General features: G+C 70.0%; 12 protein-coding genes. 4 read left to right on the top strand and 8 right to left on the bottom strand.

The annotated features are described in order from the left end of the window. Positions 1-50 precede the first annotated feature (50 nt). The 4 genes from BLU27_RS01995 to BLU27_RS01980 all read right to left on the bottom strand — a co-directional run bounded on the left by BLU27_RS01995 (position 51) and on the right by BLU27_RS01980 (position 8,130). Positions 51-2,351, bottom strand: a complete 2,301-nt coding sequence (locus BLU27_RS01995) for a discoidin domain-containing protein (RefSeq protein ID WP_092650010.1) — start codon at positions 2,349-2,351, stop codon at positions 51-53. 156 nt (positions 2,352-2,507) lie between these two features. Further along, positions 2,508-6,065 carry a phosphodiester glycosidase family protein gene (locus BLU27_RS01990; RefSeq protein WP_241827735.1) on the bottom strand — a complete coding sequence of 1,186 codons (3,558 nt, stop codon included), beginning with the start codon at positions 6,063-6,065 and terminating at the stop codon, positions 2,508-2,510. Between the two features lie 139 nt (positions 6,066-6,204). After that, positions 6,205-7,164: a D-2-hydroxyacid dehydrogenase family protein gene (locus tag BLU27_RS01985; RefSeq protein WP_092650006.1), complete on the bottom strand. Its 960-nt coding sequence runs from the start codon at positions 7,162-7,164 to the stop codon at positions 6,205-6,207. A 105-nt stretch (positions 7,165-7,269) separates the two neighbouring features. Then, positions 7,270-8,130 carry an SMP-30/gluconolactonase/LRE family protein gene (locus BLU27_RS01980; RefSeq protein WP_092650004.1) on the bottom strand — a complete coding sequence of 287 codons (861 nt, stop codon included), beginning with the start codon at positions 8,128-8,130 and terminating at the stop codon, positions 7,270-7,272. Positions 8,131-8,342: 212 nt separating this feature from the next. On the opposite strand from BLU27_RS01980, the gene BLU27_RS01975 reads away from it, so the two are divergent. The 3 genes from BLU27_RS01975 to BLU27_RS01965 all read left to right on the top strand — a co-directional run bounded on the left by BLU27_RS01975 (position 8,343) and on the right by BLU27_RS01965 (position 11,545). Continuing rightward, positions 8,343-9,248, top strand: a complete 906-nt coding sequence (locus tag BLU27_RS01975) for a phytanoyl-CoA dioxygenase family protein (RefSeq protein ID WP_092657036.1) — start codon at positions 8,343-8,345, stop codon at positions 9,246-9,248. Between the two features lie 116 nt (positions 9,249-9,364). Further along, entirely contained in the window at positions 9,365-10,786 is a 1,422-nt protein-coding gene (locus BLU27_RS01970; protein ID WP_241827734.1) for an MFS transporter, read from the top strand. Positions 10,787-10,927: 141 nt separating this feature from the next. Next, on the top strand, positions 10,928-11,545 hold the full coding sequence (locus tag BLU27_RS01965) for a hypothetical protein (RefSeq protein ID WP_157728153.1): 618 nt from the start codon (positions 10,928-10,930) through the stop codon (positions 11,543-11,545). A 75-nt stretch (positions 11,546-11,620) separates the two neighbouring features. On the opposite strand, the gene BLU27_RS01960 is transcribed toward BLU27_RS01965, so the two are convergent. Further along, entirely contained in the window at positions 11,621-13,354 is a 1,734-nt protein-coding gene (locus tag BLU27_RS01960; protein WP_092650000.1) for an IlvD/Edd family dehydratase, read from the bottom strand. Between the two features lie 328 nt (positions 13,355-13,682). Here BLU27_RS01960 and BLU27_RS01955 point away from each other — a divergent pair, with 328 nt between their 5' ends. Beyond that, positions 13,683-14,951: an MFS transporter gene (locus tag BLU27_RS01955; RefSeq protein WP_157728152.1), complete on the top strand. Its 1,269-nt coding sequence runs from the start codon at positions 13,683-13,685 to the stop codon at positions 14,949-14,951. A 17-nt stretch (positions 14,952-14,968) separates the two neighbouring features. Here the strand turns inward: BLU27_RS01955 and BLU27_RS01950 are convergent, their stop codons facing one another. The 3 genes from BLU27_RS01950 to BLU27_RS01940 all read right to left on the bottom strand — a co-directional run bounded on the left by BLU27_RS01950 (position 14,969) and on the right by BLU27_RS01940 (position 18,243). Further along, positions 14,969-15,862: a carbohydrate ABC transporter permease gene (locus BLU27_RS01950; protein WP_092649996.1), complete on the bottom strand. Its 894-nt coding sequence runs from the start codon at positions 15,860-15,862 to the stop codon at positions 14,969-14,971. Position 15,863: 1 nt separating this feature from the next. Next, a complete protein-coding gene (locus BLU27_RS01945; RefSeq protein ID WP_157728151.1) occupies positions 15,864-16,799 on the bottom strand; it encodes a carbohydrate ABC transporter permease in 936 nt (311 codons plus the stop codon). Positions 16,800-16,902: 103 nt separating this feature from the next. Further along, positions 16,903-18,243: an extracellular solute-binding protein gene (locus BLU27_RS01940; RefSeq protein WP_092649994.1), complete on the bottom strand. Its 1,341-nt coding sequence runs from the start codon at positions 18,241-18,243 to the stop codon at positions 16,903-16,905. Positions 18,244-18,347: the final 104 nt, after the last annotated feature.

Below are 18,347 nucleotides of genomic sequence, written 5' to 3'. Positions count from 1 at the left end.
CCGCCAGTCCGGTCGTGGCCAGGTACGGGAGTACAGAGCCCCGCTCGAGCTCAGTCCGCGCGGGTGAAGGTCGCGGACGCGCCGGCCGGCAGGCTGTAGCGGTAGGTCGTGTCCGCCCAGGTGACGTCGAACGTCGCCGCCTGGTCGCCGGCGTTGTAGTAGACCTCGAGCGCGGTGCCGTCGGGTGTGGTCGCCGTACGCCGCAGCAGGTCCGCGTTCGCCGCCGGTGGCTGCTCGCCGCCTGATCCCGGCCCCGATCCGGAGCCGGTTGCGGCAAGCACGTCCGCCTCGTGGATCGACCACCAGCTGCCGGAGCTTCCGGTGTTGACGATGCGGACGTACCTCCCGGTCACCGGCGGGAACAGCACCCGCAGTTGGGTGGCACCGCCGCCGCGCGCCACCGGCTCGCCCCAGGACTTCCCGTCCTCGGACACGTAGACCTCGTAGCCGCGGGCGAAGTCGCCGGGGCTGGCGGAGGTGTCCAGGTGGAGTTCGTCGAACGTCGTGGACGCGCCGAGATCGACCTGGAACCAGTCGCCCGGCGTCATCCCGTGCCCCGTGCTCCACCTGGTGGCCGGGTCGCCGTCGATCGCCTGTCGCGGCGGGTCGTCCGGACTGCTCGCGCTCGCGGTCGCCGTCCAGTTCGTACGCGGCAGGGGAGCGGACGCGACCGGGGCCTGCAACGACGCGCCGGTGGGCAGGGAGTATCCGAGCCAGGAGCCGTTCACCCTGACCTGGTTGAGCCGGCTCAGCAGGTCGGCGTCCCAGGAGACTGTCAACGCAGCCTTGCCCGGCCGCTCGAAGTGCACGTCGGTGGTGCCCAGCGCGCCGTCGCTGGCGGTGGCGTCCTGGGTTCCGCGCCAGGTGTAGGTGGCCGCAGAACCCGCGGGCAACGTGGCGTCGAACCAGAGGTGTCCCCAGCGCACGTGGAACGTCGCGGCGGACCTGCCCGGGTTGAACGCGATCAGCGCCTTGGAGCCGTCCGGGTTGACGAACGCGACGTTCTGCACCGCGCCGTCGGTCCCCGCGGCCGGCGCGCTGGACGCGATTCGACGCGCGCCGGGCCGGACGAACTTGCTGGCGTGCCCGAGTGCGTAGTAGTCGACCGTCCTCGACCAGTTCCAGCGTCCGTCCGCGTCCTTGGTGACCTTCAGAACACCGCGGCAGGTGAGGCAGCCGCCGTTGGTCGGGCCGTTGTCGCCGTCCAGCGCCATGTTCCATCGCACGACGGACTTCGCCCACTCGCGAGGAGCACCGACCACCAGCGACATCGCGCCGGCGAAGCCCGCGGCGTCGTCGCCCTCCCACGTTCCCCCGGAGCACTCGGTGTGGAAGGCCGGCTTGCCCGGAAAGTTGTTGTGGGACAGGGACTGCGCGCGCACGTCCCCGGCGTAGCAGTGCCAGGCCGTCCCGGCGACGTAGCGGGAGGTGGCCGGGTCGGCGTACAGGCTCTCGGGGTAGCTCACCACGTCCCAGTTGTGGTCGTAGCCGAGAATCCTCGTCGGCAGGCCGGCCTTGCGCAGGGTGGGGCCGAGGTGATCTCGGATGAACGTGGCCTCCTTGTCCGGGCCGAGATCGAGACCGGGATAGCCCGCGGGTACGTAGAGCGGCTCGTTGTTCGGGGTGACGTAGGAGATCGGCACACCCGCGTCCGCGTACGCCCTGACGAACTTCGCGAAGTAGTCGGCGAACGGCTGGTACGCCTCCGGCTTCAGCGTGCCACCGACCATCGAGTCGCTGGTCTTCATCCAGCCGGGCGGGCTCCACGGCGAGGCCATCAGCGTGAGCCTCGGGTTGATTCGCAGCGCGTCCCGCAGAACCGGGATGACATACGCCCGGTCGTGGTCGACGGAGAAGTGCGCGAGCGTCGGATCGGTCTGCCCGGCGGGCATGTCGTCGTAGGAGTAGTTGCCGTTCACCGCGAAGTCGCTGGCGCCCATCGGCTGGCGGACGAAGCTCAGCCCGATGCCGTCACGCTGACCGAACAGCGCCCGCATCGCCGTCTCCCGGCGGCCGCGGTCCAGCCTGGTGCCCACCAGCCAGGCGGAGGAGTCGGTGAACGAAGCACCGAAGCCCTCCATCGACTGGTACTTCCGCGTCTCGTCCACGGTGATGGTGGTGCCCGTGGGAGGAGTTCCGCGCTTCCAGTTCAGGTCCGGTTGCCGTGTCAAGTACACCTTGCGCGCCGGGTCGGTGAGCCAGTTGCCCACCGTGATGCCGGTGCCGGTGCCGGTGCCATTGCCGTTGCCGGCACCGGTTCGCACCGCGGCGTCTGCCGGGCTCAGCGAGGCGGCCAGCAGCAACGCACCGAGGACGACGGCGCCCAGTCGTCGCGCAGGTCCTGCAGACATCGGCCCACCTTCCTTTCCGGCGGAAGCTAGGCGGTCGTCGCGTGTGCGGTCAATGCCCGTCGTACGGCACGTCCAGATCGGTCAGGCCTGGTCGACAGTCCGTGAGCGACCGCGGTGAACGTTCAGGACCGTTTCACGGTGGTTTCGCACCTCGGCTCAGCCGCCGGGACGAGGTTCGACGGTGACGGTCGCCTCCGCGGTGGTGTCGTTCACGGTGAGGCGAAGGGTGATCCTCCCCGGCCGGTACGCGGTGAGCGTGCCCGTCCGCGGGTCGAGTACCGCGATGTGGCCGGGCCGCCGGTCGGCGGGGTCACCGATCCAGACGTTGGCCGAGCCGCTCCAGCGCGCACTCATCGGGTACGCCACCGGCATCGTCCTGCCGTGTTGTGTCAAGGTCGTCTTGACGGCAGTCGACTGACCCACGGTCAGGCTTTCCGGCGCGGTCACGGTGAGCGTGTCGACGTGCGGGCGCACCTGCGTGCGTACCCAGTCCGGAGCATCGTGGACCGGGTCGCGGCGGGCGGCCGCGGCCGCGTCCGGCGTCACCGGGTCCACGCCCCACAACGACCAGCCGGTGAAGCCGCCGTCCTCGGGCCGGGTGGAGGGGGTCTTGGCGGAGTTGCCGTTGACGAAGTACGGCACACCGTCCACCCGGTCGGCGTGGAAGGTGCCCACGTGCCCGCCGACGAATACCGCTCCCTTGCCTGTCGTGCGCTGGAAGTCCGACAGCCACCGCTCGATGGTGGCGGCCTCCTTGCGGTCGCCGAGCTCGCTGGCCCGGCTCGGCGTCGGGTCGCGCGGCGGGACGTGCTGCACCAGAACCACCGAGCCGACGTCCGGGTCGGCGGCGGCCGCGTCGAGCCGGCTGCGCAGTGTGCGCAGCTGCGTCCAGTCGCTGCCGCGGATCGACAGCCGCGAGGTGTCGAAGGTGAGGAACCGTGTGCCCTCGTGGTCGAAGACCCGGCTGGTGGCGCCGAACTCCGCCTGGAAGTTGGCGATGTCGCCGCCCATCACCTCGTGGTTGCCGGGCACGTAGTAGTACGGCACCGTACCGCCGAGTTCCTCGTCCAGTACCTGTTTGGCGAACGCCAGGTCCGCGGGCGATCCCTCGTCCACCAGGTCGCCGTCGATGACCAGGAAGTCCGGGCAGGCGGCCCGGATCTCCCGCAGCGTGCGCCGGGCGGACCTCACCAGGTCGCTGTCGGGATCGCGAGCGACGAACTGGGCGTCCGACATCACCGCGAACCGCCACGGCTGCCCGCCGACGTCGGTGTTCGCGGCGATCAACGGGTCCTTGCGGATCGGCTGTGCGGGTACGTCCACCGACGGCGGCACCAGTGCGGTGAGCTGGTCGATCACGATGCTGCCCTGGTACTGCGCGTCCGGCCGGGTCTCGGCGGAGTAGTACCGCCGAAGCCGCAGCGGATACTGCGTCCCCGCGGGCACTGGAAACTCCAGCTGCTGCCAGCCGGGCTTGGTGAGGTAGCCGGCGCGCATCGCGGGCAGCAGTTGCCCGGCGCCGTCGTACACCTGCAGGCTCGCCCACTCGCCCTTGCCGCTGGAGTCGACCCACAGCCGCAGGGCTCGCGGCCGGCCGGGGATCTCCACCGTGCCGGTGGGTACGGCACCGCCGGTGCGGGTCGCGGTCGAGGCGGTGAAGTCGTAGTCCAGCCGAAGTCCCCTGCCCACCTTGCCCTCGGCGGAGCCGACCGAGCCGGTGGCGCGTTCGCCGAAGAAGTTCCAGGCCGAGGAGTCCTCGAAGTCGGCTACGACCTTCTCCTCCAGGCCCACCGTGACCGGGAAGACCGTGCTGATCTGCCGGCCGGTGACGTTCACCGTGGCCGTGACCAGTACCGAACCGCTTGCCTGCCTCGCGGTCACGACGTACTGGCCGGCGTCGTCGGTACTGATGTCGAGCAGGTCGTGGTCGTAGTCGAGGGTGAGGTCGGCGGGTTCGATCGGTGCCGCGTAGCCCTCCCGGTCGTAGCCGAGGACGCCGAGCTTCGTGTGGTCACCCTCGCCGGGCAAAGCCACCTGGTCGACGGTCGGGCCGAGCCGGGTGAGCGGCCTGAGCACCTGCAGGGCGGTGGATCCGGTGACGTCCCGGTCGTACGCGGTGACCGTGGCGGCGCCGGTGGTGCGGGCGTGGAAGACGCCTTCCCGGTCGACGGTGCCGGCGTCGGAACCGCCGCTGGTACGCCAGCGCGGGGTGCTCGCCGCCGGGCCGTACGTCTCGTCGTACCCGGTGGCGGTCAGCCGGCGGGTCAGCCCGGGAAACACCCGGTCGGGGCGGGCGGGTGCGACCGCGGACGAGCCGGCCGCCCGCTCCGGATCCAGTGTGGGCTCGACCCACAGCCCACGCAGACGACCCGAACCCTCGGGCGCGAACAGGCCGAGGCCGTTGGGGTCGTGGCGTTCGCTGCCGTCGGAGGGGTGGTTCTCCACCCGCACAGTCTGCTCTCCGGGCTTGCGGGCGACCATCGTGGTCGATCCACCGCCGTCGAGGTTGACCGCGTTCCAGGCGCCGAGTTCGACCATCATGTCGGCGAGTTCGTCCAGGCCGAGCCCGTCGGAGAATGCCGGCTGGCGGCCGTCCGCGGCGAGCAGGAACATCTTCGTGCCGTCGCGGGAGAAGCCGACCGCGGTCCGCGGCGCGGGAGGAACGTTGTTGCCCGCACTGGCCTTCTGCGCGACGCCGTTGACAACCAGCAGTTGACGGCCGTTCAGGGCGGTCCGGATCTCCTTGTCGTCGGCGGTTCTGGCGCGGTAGTCGATGCTCACCGGATCCCCGACGGTGAGCGCGGCCAGCGTGTCCGCCCCCGCGTCGCGGCCCACCAGCACGAACCCGTCGGAGGGAACCTCTCCGGAGCCCGCGCTGTCGCGGACTGCGGTGACCCTGCCGCCCACCACTTCCACCTCGGCCACCTTCGCCGCGCCGGTGGTGGCCCGGCAGCGGCAGTAGCTGCCCCACAGCGGGGTGAACGCCTCGATGCCGTCGGTGGGCAGGGTCGGCTTGTTCACCCCTGCCAGGGAAGCCGTCTTCTCGCCCGGCAGTGCGATGGTGCCCGTGAAGAACACCGATCCGATGCTGCCCAGCCCGTCCGGAGTGATGATGGCCGCGGACTTCTGCCACGTGGGGCTGGTGTCCGGCGACTGCAGCAGGGTGCCGTCCTTGATGCCGACCCCCAGCGGCGCGTTGGAGTTGTTGATGTCGAAGAAGTCGCCGTTGACCGCGGCGACCGCGCCGGCCTGCCGGGCCTGCTCGGAGATCGGCGCGCCCGAGGCGACCCGGCCCGGGAAGAGGTAGCCGACCGAGGTTCCCTTGGTGAGGTCGACGGTGAGCGAGTCCGACTGCAGCCAGTTCGGCGTGCCTGTGTAGGCGTCCGGTCCGTACCGGTCGAACGACCGCAGCGTCACCCCGGGCGCGACCGGCCGGGAGGCGGTGGCCGTCTCCAGCCGGGGAGCGACGTCTGCCGCCCGTGGTGCCTGGGCGGCACGCCGGTCGACGCTGCTGCCCGGATGGTCGGCGCTGTCGGAGGTGGCCGAGTGCAGGTCGTACCGCGGGTCCGGCCGCGTACCTTGTGCCGAGGCGTTCGGCGGCGATCCGGTGGCGGTGCCTCCGGCCGCCAGCCCGACCAGGACCGTGCAGCCGGCCAGGAGCGAGGCGAACGTACGTAGGCGCGCGCGGGTCTTTGGCGAAGCCACAGAAGCCACGAGGTTCCTCCCCAGGGATGCCGGACGGCACCTCGCAGTGAACTCGACCGGGAGACGAGTTTCCAGACCTCGACCTGAAGCGGAAGAAAACTCCGGCCGTCGAGTAGGAGAGGCGACCGGAGGAACAGGCGCCGGACGTCTAGCGCGTCGGCGTCAGAACCTGAACGGGACGGCCGTTGAGGTACGCCGCGATCGCGTCGACCGCCGCGGTGTACCACTCCTCGTACGTCCGCCGGGTCACGAACCCGATGTGCGGCGTCAGGATCGTGCGCGGCGCCTGCAGCAGCGGGTGGTCGGCCGGAAGCGGCTCCTGGTCGTAGACGTCGAGGCCGGCGCCGGCAAGCCGGCCCTCCTCCAGCGCCCCGACCAGCGCCTTCTCGTCGACGATGGGACCGCGGGAGGTGTTGACCAGGTAGGCGGTCGGCCGCATCAGCGCGAGCTCGTCGGCACCGACCAGACCGTGGGTGCGGTCGCTGAGCTTCAGGTGCACGCTGAGCACGTCGGACCGGGCGAACAACTCGTCCTTGGCCACGCGTTCGGCACCCGCCGCGGTCGCCGTCTCGGAGGTGAGGTTGGCACTCCACGCGAGCACCCGCATGCCGAACGCCTGCGCCACCGGCACCATCGCCCTGCCCAGCCGGCCGAGGCCGAGCAGCCCGAGCGTCGAACCCGCCAGGTCGGTGCCGACCGTCCGCTGCCAGCCACCGGCGCGCACGGCTGCGTCCTCCTCGGGTACGTGGCGTACCAGCCCGAGGATCAGTGCCCAGGCGAGCTCGGTGGTGGCGCCGCCGCTGCCCGGTGTGCCGCTCACCACGACGCCGTTCTCGTACGCCGCCTCGAGGTCGATGGCGGCGTTGCGCATGCCGGTGGTGACCAGAAGACGCAGGCGGGGCAGGCGTTCCAGCACCGAACGCGGGAACGCCGTGCGCTCGCGCATGGCCACGATGACCTCGTAGTGGGCCAGGCGTTCGACGATGGTGTCCTCGTCGGGCAGGCGGTCGTGGAAGAACGCCACGCTGGTGCGGTCGGGCAGGCTTCGCCAGTCCGCCATCCGCTCCGCGACCGCCTGGTAGTCGTCCAGAACCGCCACCAGTGTCATCGGCGTACGCTCCTTCCTCCGCGTGGCCAGCGCCCGCCCCGGCAGGGCCTGGTGACCACCACGTCGCTGGGCGTACGTACCCTAGACGGGCGAACCCGCGCGCTCCTAACCGGCGTAGGGGAGCACGGGCAGTCCGCGCACCCCGGGGCGTACGGAGAACACCGCGCCGGCGGTCGGCTGCTCGTCGTCGGACAGCCCCTCCCGGGAGGTGGTGACGAACAGTTCGTCGAGGTCCGCCCCGCCGAACGTGCACGCGGTGACCTGCTTGACAGCGGGGATCTCGACCACGCCGTCGAGCGTCCCGTCCGGAGCGAACCGGCGTACCGCCGAGCCGCCGTACATCGCCACCCACAGGTAGCCTTCCGCGTCCACCGTCATCCCGTCCGGTCCACCCCAGTCGCCGGGGACCTCCACCACGGGGCGGCGGCTTTCCACCACCAGACCGGACTCCGGGTCGTAATCGAACGCGTCGACCCGCCCGGTCGGGGTGTCGATGTAGTAGGCCACCCGGTGGTCCGGAGACCAGGCCAGGCCGTTGGAGATGGTCACGTCCGGGAGTACGACGGAGGCAGTCCCGTCGGGGTCGAGCCGGTAGACCGTGCCCGCGCCCTTGGTGGAGGCGTACGCCATCGACCCGCAGTAGAACCGCCCCTGCGGGTCACAGCCGCCCTCGTTCATGCGTACGCCCGGGTCGTCCCACAGCTCCGGGAGCCGTTCGACCGAACCTTCGGCGTCCACCAGCGCGAAGCCGCGTTCGATCGCCACCACCATCCCGCCGGACGTACGCGGCCGGAACGCCGCCGCCACCTCGCCCACGTGCAGCCGCTCGACATCGCCACTGGCCAGGTCGGCGGTGAGGATGTCGCCGGCGAGCATGTCCACGAACCGCAGCCCGCCCCAACCGGCGTCCCATACCGGTCCCTCTCCGTGGTAGGCGTGTGGCCCGGTGACCTGCTCGGCTCTCATGGGTCCTCCGTGGGGGTCTGCGCCGCGACGACGTGGGAACGACTGCGAGCAACGTTCGCACCGACACTAGTCGGCGCGGGAGGGCATGTCAGGAACAGACAGGTGAACGCGCGTCCCGGGCATGGCCTCCCGGTGGCCGGCGAGGCGATGCTTGGGATGGCCTGGTGTGGATCCAGGTGTCGAAGAAGCCTTTCGCGGCGAAGGGAAACACCATGACCACGGTCACTGAGCAGGTGCCGGCACGGCCCGGTCCGGTGCTGCACGAGTCGGTCTCGGACGCGCTGATCACGCAGATCCGCGAGGACGGGTTCGGGGTGCTGAAGAACGCCCTGTCGCCCGCGGAGGTCGCCGAGATCAACGCCGAGGCGGCCCGGTTGTGCCGCGGTGAGCTCGGTGAGATCGAGCGGGTCACCCGGGCCACCGCCGAGGAGTCCGACGAGGAGGTGATGCGGCGCTACCTGTGCATCCACTTCCCGAACAAGCTGTCGGAGGTGATCGCCCGCACCTACCACCACCCGAAGATCGTGGACGTCCTCACCCGGGTCATCGGCCCGAACGTCAAGGCCATGCAGTCGATGCTGTTCATGAAGGCGGAGGGCAAGCCGGGTCAGGCCTGGCACCAGGACGAGTTCTTCATCCCCACGCGCGACCGCTCCCTCACCGCGGCCTGGATCGCGCTCGACGACGCCACCATCGAGAACGGCTGCCTGTGGGTGCTGCCCGGTTCGCACAGGCGCGGGGTCATCTACCCCGACCGCGAACAGGACGACGAGCGCTTCGACTGCACGGTCGAGCTGTACGACTTCCCGTACAAGGACGAGGACGCGGTGCCGGTGGAGATTCCGGCGGGCGCGGCCATCATCTTCAACGGCTACCTGCTGCACCGGTCGCTGCCGAACACCGGCAGGCACGGCTTCCGCCGGGCGCTGACCAACCACTTCATGAGCGCGGAGTCCCTGCTCCCGTGGGGTCGCGTGCCCGACAACACCCACGTGGCGAAGTACGACTACCGCGACGTCGAACTCGTCGCCGGCGAGGATCCCTACGCCTACAAGGGAACCGTCGACATCGCCCGGCCGAGCGTACGCCCGGACAAGGAGGGCGGCTGCGGCCGCTGACCACCTGAGAGTCCCGGCCCAGGTCACGGGGGCGTTCGCCAGCCCGGCCCCGAGGGTGAAGTATGGGCGACAGCGCACCCCGGACCCGGCCCGCGCCGACCAGGAGGTGACCTCAGGTGGCGACTGCCGAGAATGGTCGGGACATCACGCTGGACGACGTGACCGTCACCGACGAGAGCGTCGTCAGGCGGGCGGTGACGGCGGCCTCGATCGGCAATTTCACGGAGTGGTACGACTTCGGCGTCTATTCGTACCTCACCGCGATAATTTCGAAGGTCTTCTTCGCCGACCTGTCTCCCGGCCTGGCCACGGTCGCCACCCTGGGTACGTTCGCGGTGTCGTTCCTCGTCCGTCCCTTCGGAGGCCTGGTCTTCGGTCCGCTGGGCGACCGGATCGGCCGGACGAAGGTGCTGGCCACCACCGTCATCCTGATGGCGTGCGGCACCACTCTGCTCGGCCTGGTGCCGAGCTACGCCGCGATCGGCGTGGCTGCTCCGCTGCTCGTGCTGTTCGCCCGGCTGGTGCAGGGGTTCTCCACCGGTGGCGAGTATGCCGGCGCGATGACGTTCATCGCCGAGTACGCCCCCGACAGGCGGCGCGGATTCCTCGGCAGCTGGCTGGAGTTCGGCACGCTGACCGGCTACACCTTCGGCGCGCTGCTGGTCACGCTGCTCACCACCGTCCTGGGTGACTCGTCGATGCAGTCGTGGGGCTGGCGGATCCCCTTCCTGCTCGCGCTGCCGATCGGGCTGGTCGGGCTGTATCTGCGCATGCGGCTGGAGGAGACGCCGGCGTTCGAGCAGCTGGTGGAGAAGTCCGAGCACCACGAGGGAACCTCCACCAGGGACGAGTTCCGGCTGATCTTCACCCGGCACTGGCGGGCACTCCTGCTGGTGGGCGGCCTGGTGATCGCGTGGAACGTCACCAACTACATGCTGACCAGCTACATGCCGACCTACCTCACCACCACGTTGCCCAGGCACGGCAAGCACGGGACCACCACCGGCGCGTCGAACGTGCTGCAGATCGTCGTGCTGGTTCTCCTCATGGTCGTTGTGACCTTCCTCGGCCGGCTGAGTGACCGGGTGGGGCGGCGCCCGATCCTGATGACCGGATCCCTCGCCCTCGTCGTGCTCGGCCTGCCCATGGTGCTGCTGCTCCAGGTCGGCGGGATCGGCCCGACGTTCCTCGGGCTGATGGTGATGGGGCTGTCGCTGGTGTGCTTCTCCTCGACCGCGCCCTCGACGCTGCCGGCGATGTTCCCGACCGAGATCCGGTACGGCGGGCTGTCCATCGCGTTCAACATCTTCGTGTCCGCGTTCGGCGGCACCACCGCGGCGGTGATGGGTGCGCTGATCCTGGCCACCGGCAACCTCCTGTGGCCCGGCTACTACCTGATCGGCGCGGGCGTCATTGGTGCCGTCTGTGTGTACTTCGTACGGGAGTCCGCGCGCCGTCCGCTGGCCGGCTCCAACCCCGCGGTGTCCACCGAGGAAGAGGCGCGGGAACTCGTGGCACAGGCGCAGGCCGACCGCTGAGCCTGACGGCGAGGTGGCTTTCGCGTTGCCTGTACCGGTTGCGTCCTTGATGTCAAGCTAGCGTTGCTCGGCGGCGTGAACGCTTCCAGCCGGTCATAGCATGGCGATAGACCTGTCCACCTCCTCATGGAGGAGAGGGCCGTGAAGCTCAACATGATCGCTGTCTACAGAGCTCCCGGCTACAGTCGGCGCCAGCTCGTGGTGTGCTGTGAGGAGATGCTGCAGGAACTGCGGGCGTCGGAGACCAGGGATCCGTCCGTGGGTCACGCCACCGTCCACCCCGACCTGCAGTCCGGCAGCCTGGAGGTGGTCGTCCAAGCAGAAGGTGACACCTACGACGCGGCCGCCGACCGGGCAGCTCGACGGCTTGATCAAGCCGTCACGGCGGTGACGAGGGACTCCCCGGCCGCTCTCGAGGAACTGCACTCGGAGTTGTGGTGCCGCAGGACCACGGACAAGTGCAGAACCCGGGCCGACCAGGAAGCGTCGCGAGCCAGGCCCACAGGAGTGGAGGCACGGAGAGGCACCCACCCGTACGCCCAGCGAAACCTGGCTCTCCGGCTGGTCGGGATGTGCGGTTTCGCCGCGTCCGCCATCCTTGCCGTCTCCGCCGTCCAGCACGGTGGGCTCGACATGCTCCTGATCATCGGGGCGGCCCTCTCCGCGATGCTCGCGGCGGCGGCATGGACGTACTTGGTGGTAGCGGACGTCAAAGCCTGCGTCAGGGAGCCACGACGGCCCGAAGACGCCGATCGGTGAGCCGAGGCGAGGGGCGGATCCACTCGGGACCCGCCCCTCGTCAGGCGCTCGTCGTGCCGTGCGGCCGGCGAAACCTCAGTGGGACTCGCGCGGGACCTCATGGCCGCGGGAGCCGGCCAGGAAGTCGAAGTCCACGCCCTCGTGCGCCTGGGTGACGTGGGTCGTGTAGAGCCAGGCGTACCCGCTCTTGTACTTCTGCTCCGGCGCCCGCCACGCGGCCCGGCGGCGTTCGAGTTCCTCGTCGGAGACGTCGAGGGTGATGCTGCGCGCGGGCACGTCCAGGATGATCCGGTCACCGGTCTGTACGAGGGCGAGCGGCCCGCCGACCGCGGCCTCCGGCGAGACGTGCAGGACGACCGTGCCGTACGCCGTACCACTCATCCGGCCGTCGCAGACCCGCACCATGTCGGTGACGCCGGCCTTGAGCAGCTTGGTGGGCAGCGGCACGTTGGACACCTCGGGCATGCCGGGGTAGCCCTTCGGCCCGGCGTACCGGATCACCAGTACGTCGCTCTCGGTCACGTCCATGTCGGGGTCCTCCGACACGGCGTGGTAGTCCTCGGGGGAGTCGAAGACCAGCGCGCGTCCCTCGTGCTTGAGCAGGTGCGGCGACACCGCTGACTGCTTGATCACCGCGCCGTTGGGGGCGAGGTTGCCCGACAGGACGGCCGTGCCGGTGCCGGCGGCCTGGAACGGCTCCTCGATGGTGGTGATGACCTCGCGGTTGAAGCACTCGGCCTGGGCGTTGTTGTCCGCGATGCCCTTGCCGGTGACGGTGATCTGCTCGGAGTGCAGGAGTCCGGCTTCGGCCAGCTGGCGCAGCACCACCGGCAGCCCGCCGGCGTAGCAGAAGTCCTCCATGAGGTACTTCCCAGAGGGCATGAGGTTGACCAGCGTCGGCACCGGCCGGGCGAGCCCGTCGAAGTCGGCCAGGTCGAGCTGGACGCCGAGCCTGCGGGCCAGGGCGAGCAGGTGCACGATCGCGTTGGTCGAGCCGCCGATCGCGGCGTTGGCGCGGATGGCGTTCTCGAACGCCTCGCGGGTGAGGATCCTGCTGGGACGCAGGTCCTCCTCGACCATGCCCACGATCCGGCGACCGGCCTCCTGGGCGACCTCGTAGCGCCGCGCGTCCACGGCCGGCCAGGTGGCCGACCCGGGCAGCTGCATGCCGAGCGCCTCGGCGACGCAAGCCATGGTTGACGCGGTGCCCATCGTCATGCAGTGCCCGTTGGAGCGGGCCATGCAACCCTCGGCGAAGTAGCACTCCTCCTGGGTCATCTTGCCGGTCTTGAGGTCTTCCTCGAACTTCCACACGTGGGTGCCGGATCCGACGTCCTGGCCGCGGTACTTGCCGTTCAGCATCGGGCCGCCGGTGACCATGATCGAGGGCAGGTCGACCGAGGCGGAGGCCATCAGCAGGCCGGGCGTGGTCTTGTCGCAGCCGGACAGCAGGACGGTGCCGTCGAGCGGGTTGGCCCGCATCATCTCCTCGGCCTCCATGGCGAGGAGGTTGCGGTAGAACATCGCCGTCGGCCGCAGCAGCGACTCACCGAGGGCGAGCGCCGGGAACTCCAGCGGGAACCCACCTGCCTGCCACACGCCCCGCTTGACCGCCTCGGCCACCCGGTGCAGGTGGGCGTTGCAGGGAGCGAGCTCGGACCAGGTGGTGGCGATGCCGATGACCGGTCGCCCGTCGAAGACCTCCTGGCCGAAGCCCTGGTTGCGCATCCAGGACCGGTGGGCCATGCCCGTGCGGCCGGTCGCGCCGAACCAGGCCCGGCTGCGTAGGCCGTTCGTCTCCCCTGTCATCACATTGCTCCTTCGGTCGGTTCACCGCGCGTACGACAACGCCGGCGACAGTCTAGAGATCCGTCCCGCGCACAAAGCCTAGACATCAGACGTATCCCGGTCTCTCCTTTGCCGCTGACGGTCGCCGGCCCGGCACCCAGCATGGGCGGTAGGTGCCGACGGCAATGCGGAGCGTGGCACTTCGTCTCGGATGCCGGTCGGGCGGCCGGTCGTCGGCGCGAACACGTCGCGCCCGGGCCACGGGCATGCAACATTGGCACGCACGCGAAACTGGTACGCACACGAACGCCAGGTTGCCGGGTCGGGACGAGAGGACGAGGGAGAGACGGTGCGAACGCCGCGGGCTCCGGTCGGCCAGCCGCGCTTCCTCGGCTACCTCCTCGCCCGCGGCCTCAGCTTCGTAGGCGACAACGTCTGGTGGATCGCCGTCGGCTGGTCGGCTGCCCAGCTCGGCGACCCGCGCCTCACCGGCATCGTCCTGGCCGCTGCCGGGGTTCCCCGGCTGCTGCTCATGCTGCTCGGCGGGGTGCTGGCCGACCTGCGCGGCGCCCGCCGCATCATGCTCGCCGCCGACCTCGCCGCCGGGGGAGTGGCCCTGGCCGGCGCGTTCCTCACCACCGGCGACGCCCGGCCGACGGCCGCGCTGCTGATCGCGCTCGGCGTGGTGTTCGGCACCATCGACGCGTTCTACCTGCCCGCCGCCAACAGCTACCTCGCGGTCCTGCTGCCGCATCACCAGCTCCCCAGGGGCGCGGCGATCCGCCAGCTCGTGCGCAGTGTCGCCGAGGCCGGTGGCCGGGGGCTCGGCGGCGTACTCGTCGCACTCGGCGGGTTCGCCCTCGCGGCGTACGTCAACGCCGCCACGTTCCTGCTCTGCTTCGCGATCCTGGTGCTGGTTCGCCCGAAGTACCCCATCCAGCGGACAGCCGAGCGGCCGCGGATGCGCCGGGCACTCGGTGACGGACTGCGCTACGTCGCAGGTCATCCGCTGCTGCGCGGGCTGGCCGTGGTGACCCTGGTCCTCAACGCCGTCTCGGTGCCGATGGAGACGGTCGGCCTGGCGCTGAAGGCGGAGAACCTCCAGTGGGGCGCCGCGGGATACGGCCTGGCGGCCGGTTTCCTCGGCGGCGGCCTGATCGCCGGTGGCCTGATGGGTACGCTGCTGCGGCCGCCGTCCCGGTCGGGCCTCGCGCTGGCGCTGTGGCTGGTCGCGGCGCTGCCCGGGTTCGCAGGGCTGGTGTTCGCCACCGACCTGTGGCTGGTCTGCGCGTCGGTGGCGTGGTGGTCGCTGTGCCTCGGCCCTTCCAACGCCATCCTCAGCGGGCTGCTGCTCACCGCCACCCGGCCGGACGTTCTCGGCCGGGTCCAGAGCGTGGTGACCGTGCTGTCCAGTGCGATGACGCCGCTGGGGACGGCCACCTTCGGACTGCTGGTCGGGTTCACCAACCTCACCGCGGTCGGCGCCGGCTGCCTGGTGTGCCTGGTGGTGACCGCCGCGTGGATGCTGCTCACTCCGGCGATCAGCCAGGCCGAGCTCCTTCCGGCCCGTGACCGTGGGCCGGCCCCGGCCGAGGGCAACCCCGCCTTGTCGCCCTGACGTTCACCCGGAAGCCGTCAGCCCTTCAGGCCGGTGCCGGCGATGCCCTCGACGATCCGGCGCTGGAAGAGCAGGAAGACCACCAGCAACGGAAGTGCGCCCAGGATGGCCGAGGCCATGATCGAGGCGTACTGGATGCCGTACGCGCTGGAGACCGTCGCCAGCCCGACCGGCAGGGTCATCAGCGGCGTGCTGGTCAGCACCAGCAGCGGCCACAGGAAGTTGTTCCAGGACCACACGAACGTGAAGATCGACACCGCCGAGATCGCCGGCCGGGACAGCGGCAGGAAGATCCGCGAGAAGATGTGGAACCTGCTCGCACCGTCGACCAGCGCGGCCTCCTCGAGCTCGCGGGGGATGCCGTCGAAGAACTGCTTGAACACGAAGACGGCGACCGGTGCGGCGATCTGCGGAAGGATCACCGCCCAGTAGGTGTCGATCATGCCCACCGCGGCGAACTCCCGGAACAGCGGCACGATCAGTGCCTGCCCGGGAATCATGATGCCGGCCAGGATGATCCAGAACACCGCGTTGCTGCCGCGGAAGCGGATCCGGGACAGCGCGAACGCCGCCATGCTCGCGGTCAGCACCGACAGGGCGGCGACCAGGATCGAGATGATGAAGCTGTTGGCGTACCACTGCAGGATGTTCCCGGCCTTGAGCACCTTGCTGTAGGCCGCGAGTGTGGGGTTGTCGATCAGCCAGGTGACCGGGACCTTGGTGGTCTCACCCTCCGGCTTCAGCGAGGTGTCCAGCGCCCACAGCAGCGGCACCAGCCACAGCAGCGAGAAGGCGATCAGGACGCCGGCGCAGACCCGGTTGAAGAGGCGCACCCGGCCGCTGCCGGTGCGTAGCTCGTCACCCGGCCGGGCGCCGCGGTGCTGGTTTCGTTCGGCGAGGGTGGTGGTCATCTCAGGCGTCCCTCTCCTGCCGGCGTACGAGCGCGAACCACACCAGCGAAACCACCAGGATCAACGCGAACAGCAGCATGGAGACCGCCGATCCGTAGCCCACCCGGTAGTCGGTGAAGCCGACGTCGTAGATGTACTGGATGGTGGGCCGGGTCGCGAAGTCCGGTCCACCGCTGGTCATCAGATAGATCTGGTCGAAGATCTTCAGCGAGGCGATCACCTGCAGCACCGCGACCAGCGTGGTGGTGCGGCCGAGCAGCGGAACGGTGATCCGGGTGATCTGCTGCCACGGCGTCGCGCCGTCGATGGAGGCCGCTTCGTACAGGTCCCGCGGGATGTCCTGCAGCCCGGCGAGGTAGAGAACGAAGTTGAAGCCGAGCGTCCACCACACCGTGGTGATGGCCACCGAGAGCATCGCCCAGTTCGGATCGCCCAGCCAGACGGGGGACTTGAAGCCCAACCGCGTCACCAGGTCGGCGAGCAGGCCGAGGTCAGGGGTGTAGACCCAGTTCCAGATCAGCGCCACGACCGCCGACGGCAGGACGTACGGCGCGAAGAACGCCAGCCGGAAGAACCAGCGACCCTTCGCTGCCCGGTCGGCCAGCAACGCGAACACCAGGGCCAGGGCCACCAGCGGCGGTGTGGTGAGGATGGTGAACCACACCGTGTGCCACAGCGACGACCAGAACTGCGGGTCGCCGAAGGCCGCGGAGTAGTTGGACAGCCCGGCGAAGCTGCCCAGCCCTCCCTTCACCAGGCTGGTGTTGAAGAAGCTCATCACCAGGCCGTAGGCGCTCGGCCCGACCAGGAAGAGTGCGTAGACGACGAGGAACGGCGCGAGGAACGCCAGCCCGGCAAGGACCGGGCGCCCCCGGCGCCGTTGGCCGGCACCGGAGTTTGCCGCTCTGGTCTCGGGCGCGACTGTCGAGGTGCCCACAAGACCTCCCGAGATGCTCGAAGGAACTGGCGTGCCTACGACCGGGTGGCCGGCCGCTGGGTCTGGCTCTGGTCTGTCTGGGTCTGGGTCTGGGTCGGAACTGCTACACGGGGGCCGGCGTGCGGGCCATCTTGGAGATGCCCACCTGGATCTGGTGGATCGCGGCCTCTGGTTGGGTGCGGCCGCTCAGCACCCCGCCGAGCGCGGAGCCGGCGACCATCTCGAAGTTCGAGCCGGAGCCGGAATACCACGCCGCGGGGTCGTAGACCGCGCTCTCGGCCGCCGACGCGTAGTTCGACTGCGGCTTGATCTTGCGGTACTTCGCACTGTCCTGAACCGGAAGCCAGGTGGGAACGTGCCCACCCTCGGCCCAGGTGATGCTCTGGTCCAGCATCGACCGGATGAAGTCGAGCACGAGGTCCAGCCGTCGTCGCTCGTACGGCTCCTGCCCCGGCAGGACGAACGTGTGCGAGTCGGCCTGCACGGCGTACTTCCCGCCCATCAGGTTGGGGAACTTCGTCATGCTGAAGGCCATCTTCGCGTCCTTGAAGGTGGAGACCTCCCACTCGCCCTGGAAGAAGAACCCCGACCGGCCGTTGGCGAACAGCGCCACCGCGCCGCCGTAGTCGATGTCGGTGGGCATCACCTTCTCCTCGACGGTGAGCCGGCGCATCAGCTTGGCGGCGCGAATCGCCTTGTCGGGTTCGAGAATCTCGTCCGGCGAGGTGCCCATCAGCAGTTTGCCGCCGAGCTGTCCGTACACGCTGAAGAAGAACCGCCACGGGGTGGCCACGTCGGCCACCGACGCCAGCGCGCCGCCCCAGCCCTTGGTGACTTCCTTCGCCTTGTGCATCGCCTCGACCAGCGCGTCCTCGCTGTCGATCGGCTTCAGCGACCCGTCGTCTGCGAGCAGGCCCGCCTTCTCGCAGACCTTGGTGTTGTAGAACATCACGAACGGGTGGGTGTCGAGCGGGATGGCGTAGATCTTGCCGTCGATGGTGGCCCGGTCGATGGCCCGCTGGACGAACTTGTCCTTCGACATGCCGTGCCGGGCGATGTCCTCGGGCTCGAACGGCTGGAGCAGCCCCGCGGCGACCAGGGTCGGCACCCGGGTCAGGTGCGAGATGGCCACATCCGGCGGCTGGGCGCCGAGGGTGGCCAGGGAGAGCTTCGTGTAGTACGGGTTGCCCCAGGTGAGCGTCACCGCGCGCAGGTCGACGTCGGGCCGCTGCTTGCGGTAAACGTCTTCCATCTCCTGCATGCGGACGCCGTCGCCGCCGCCGAGGAGGTTCCAGTACGTCAGTACGTCGGCGCTCGGCGCCGTCCCGGTGAAGCCTGACTGCAGTTGCTCGGCGCAGCCGGACAGGCTGCCGCCCACGGCGCCCGCCGCGGCCAGCAGGCCGGTGGCTCGCAGGACGTCCCGTCGGCTCGGTAGTGGCGCCATGCCCGGGCACCTCCGTCCGGATGGTCGATGCGGTCTCGGTGTGCGATGCGTCGTGCAAGCGTGGTTGGCGTTCGAAATATCGAACAATGTGCGCGATATCGAAG

This window comes from Actinopolymorpha singaporensis, assembly GCF_900104745.1.
Lineage (GTDB): Bacteria > Actinomycetota > Actinomycetes > Propionibacteriales > Actinopolymorphaceae > Actinopolymorpha > Actinopolymorpha singaporensis.
This window is presented reverse-complemented; position numbering and strand designations above follow the sequence as displayed.

Excerpts from the sequence above, each read along its gene's own strand:
- BLU27_RS01995 (WP_092650010.1), bottom strand. The coding sequence starts at position 2,351 with ATGTCTGCAGGACCTGCGCGACGACTGGGCGCCGTCGTCCTCGGTGCG.
- BLU27_RS01985 (WP_092650006.1), bottom strand. The coding sequence starts at position 7,164 with ATGACACTGGTGGCGGTTCTGGACGACTACCAGGCGGTCGCGGAGCGG.
- BLU27_RS01980 (WP_092650004.1), bottom strand. The coding sequence starts at position 8,130 with ATGAGAGCCGAGCAGGTCACCGGGCCACACGCCTACCACGGAGAGGGA.
- BLU27_RS01975 (WP_092657036.1), top strand. The coding sequence starts at position 8,343 with ATGACCACGGTCACTGAGCAGGTGCCGGCACGGCCCGGTCCGGTGCTG.
- BLU27_RS01960 (WP_092650000.1), bottom strand. The coding sequence starts at position 13,354 with ATGACAGGGGAGACGAACGGCCTACGCAGCCGGGCCTGGTTCGGCGCG.
- BLU27_RS01950 (WP_092649996.1), bottom strand. The coding sequence starts at position 15,862 with ATGACCACCACCCTCGCCGAACGAAACCAGCACCGCGGCGCCCGGCCG.
- BLU27_RS01940 (WP_092649994.1), bottom strand. The coding sequence starts at position 18,243 with ATGGCGCCACTACCGAGCCGACGGGACGTCCTGCGAGCCACCGGCCTG.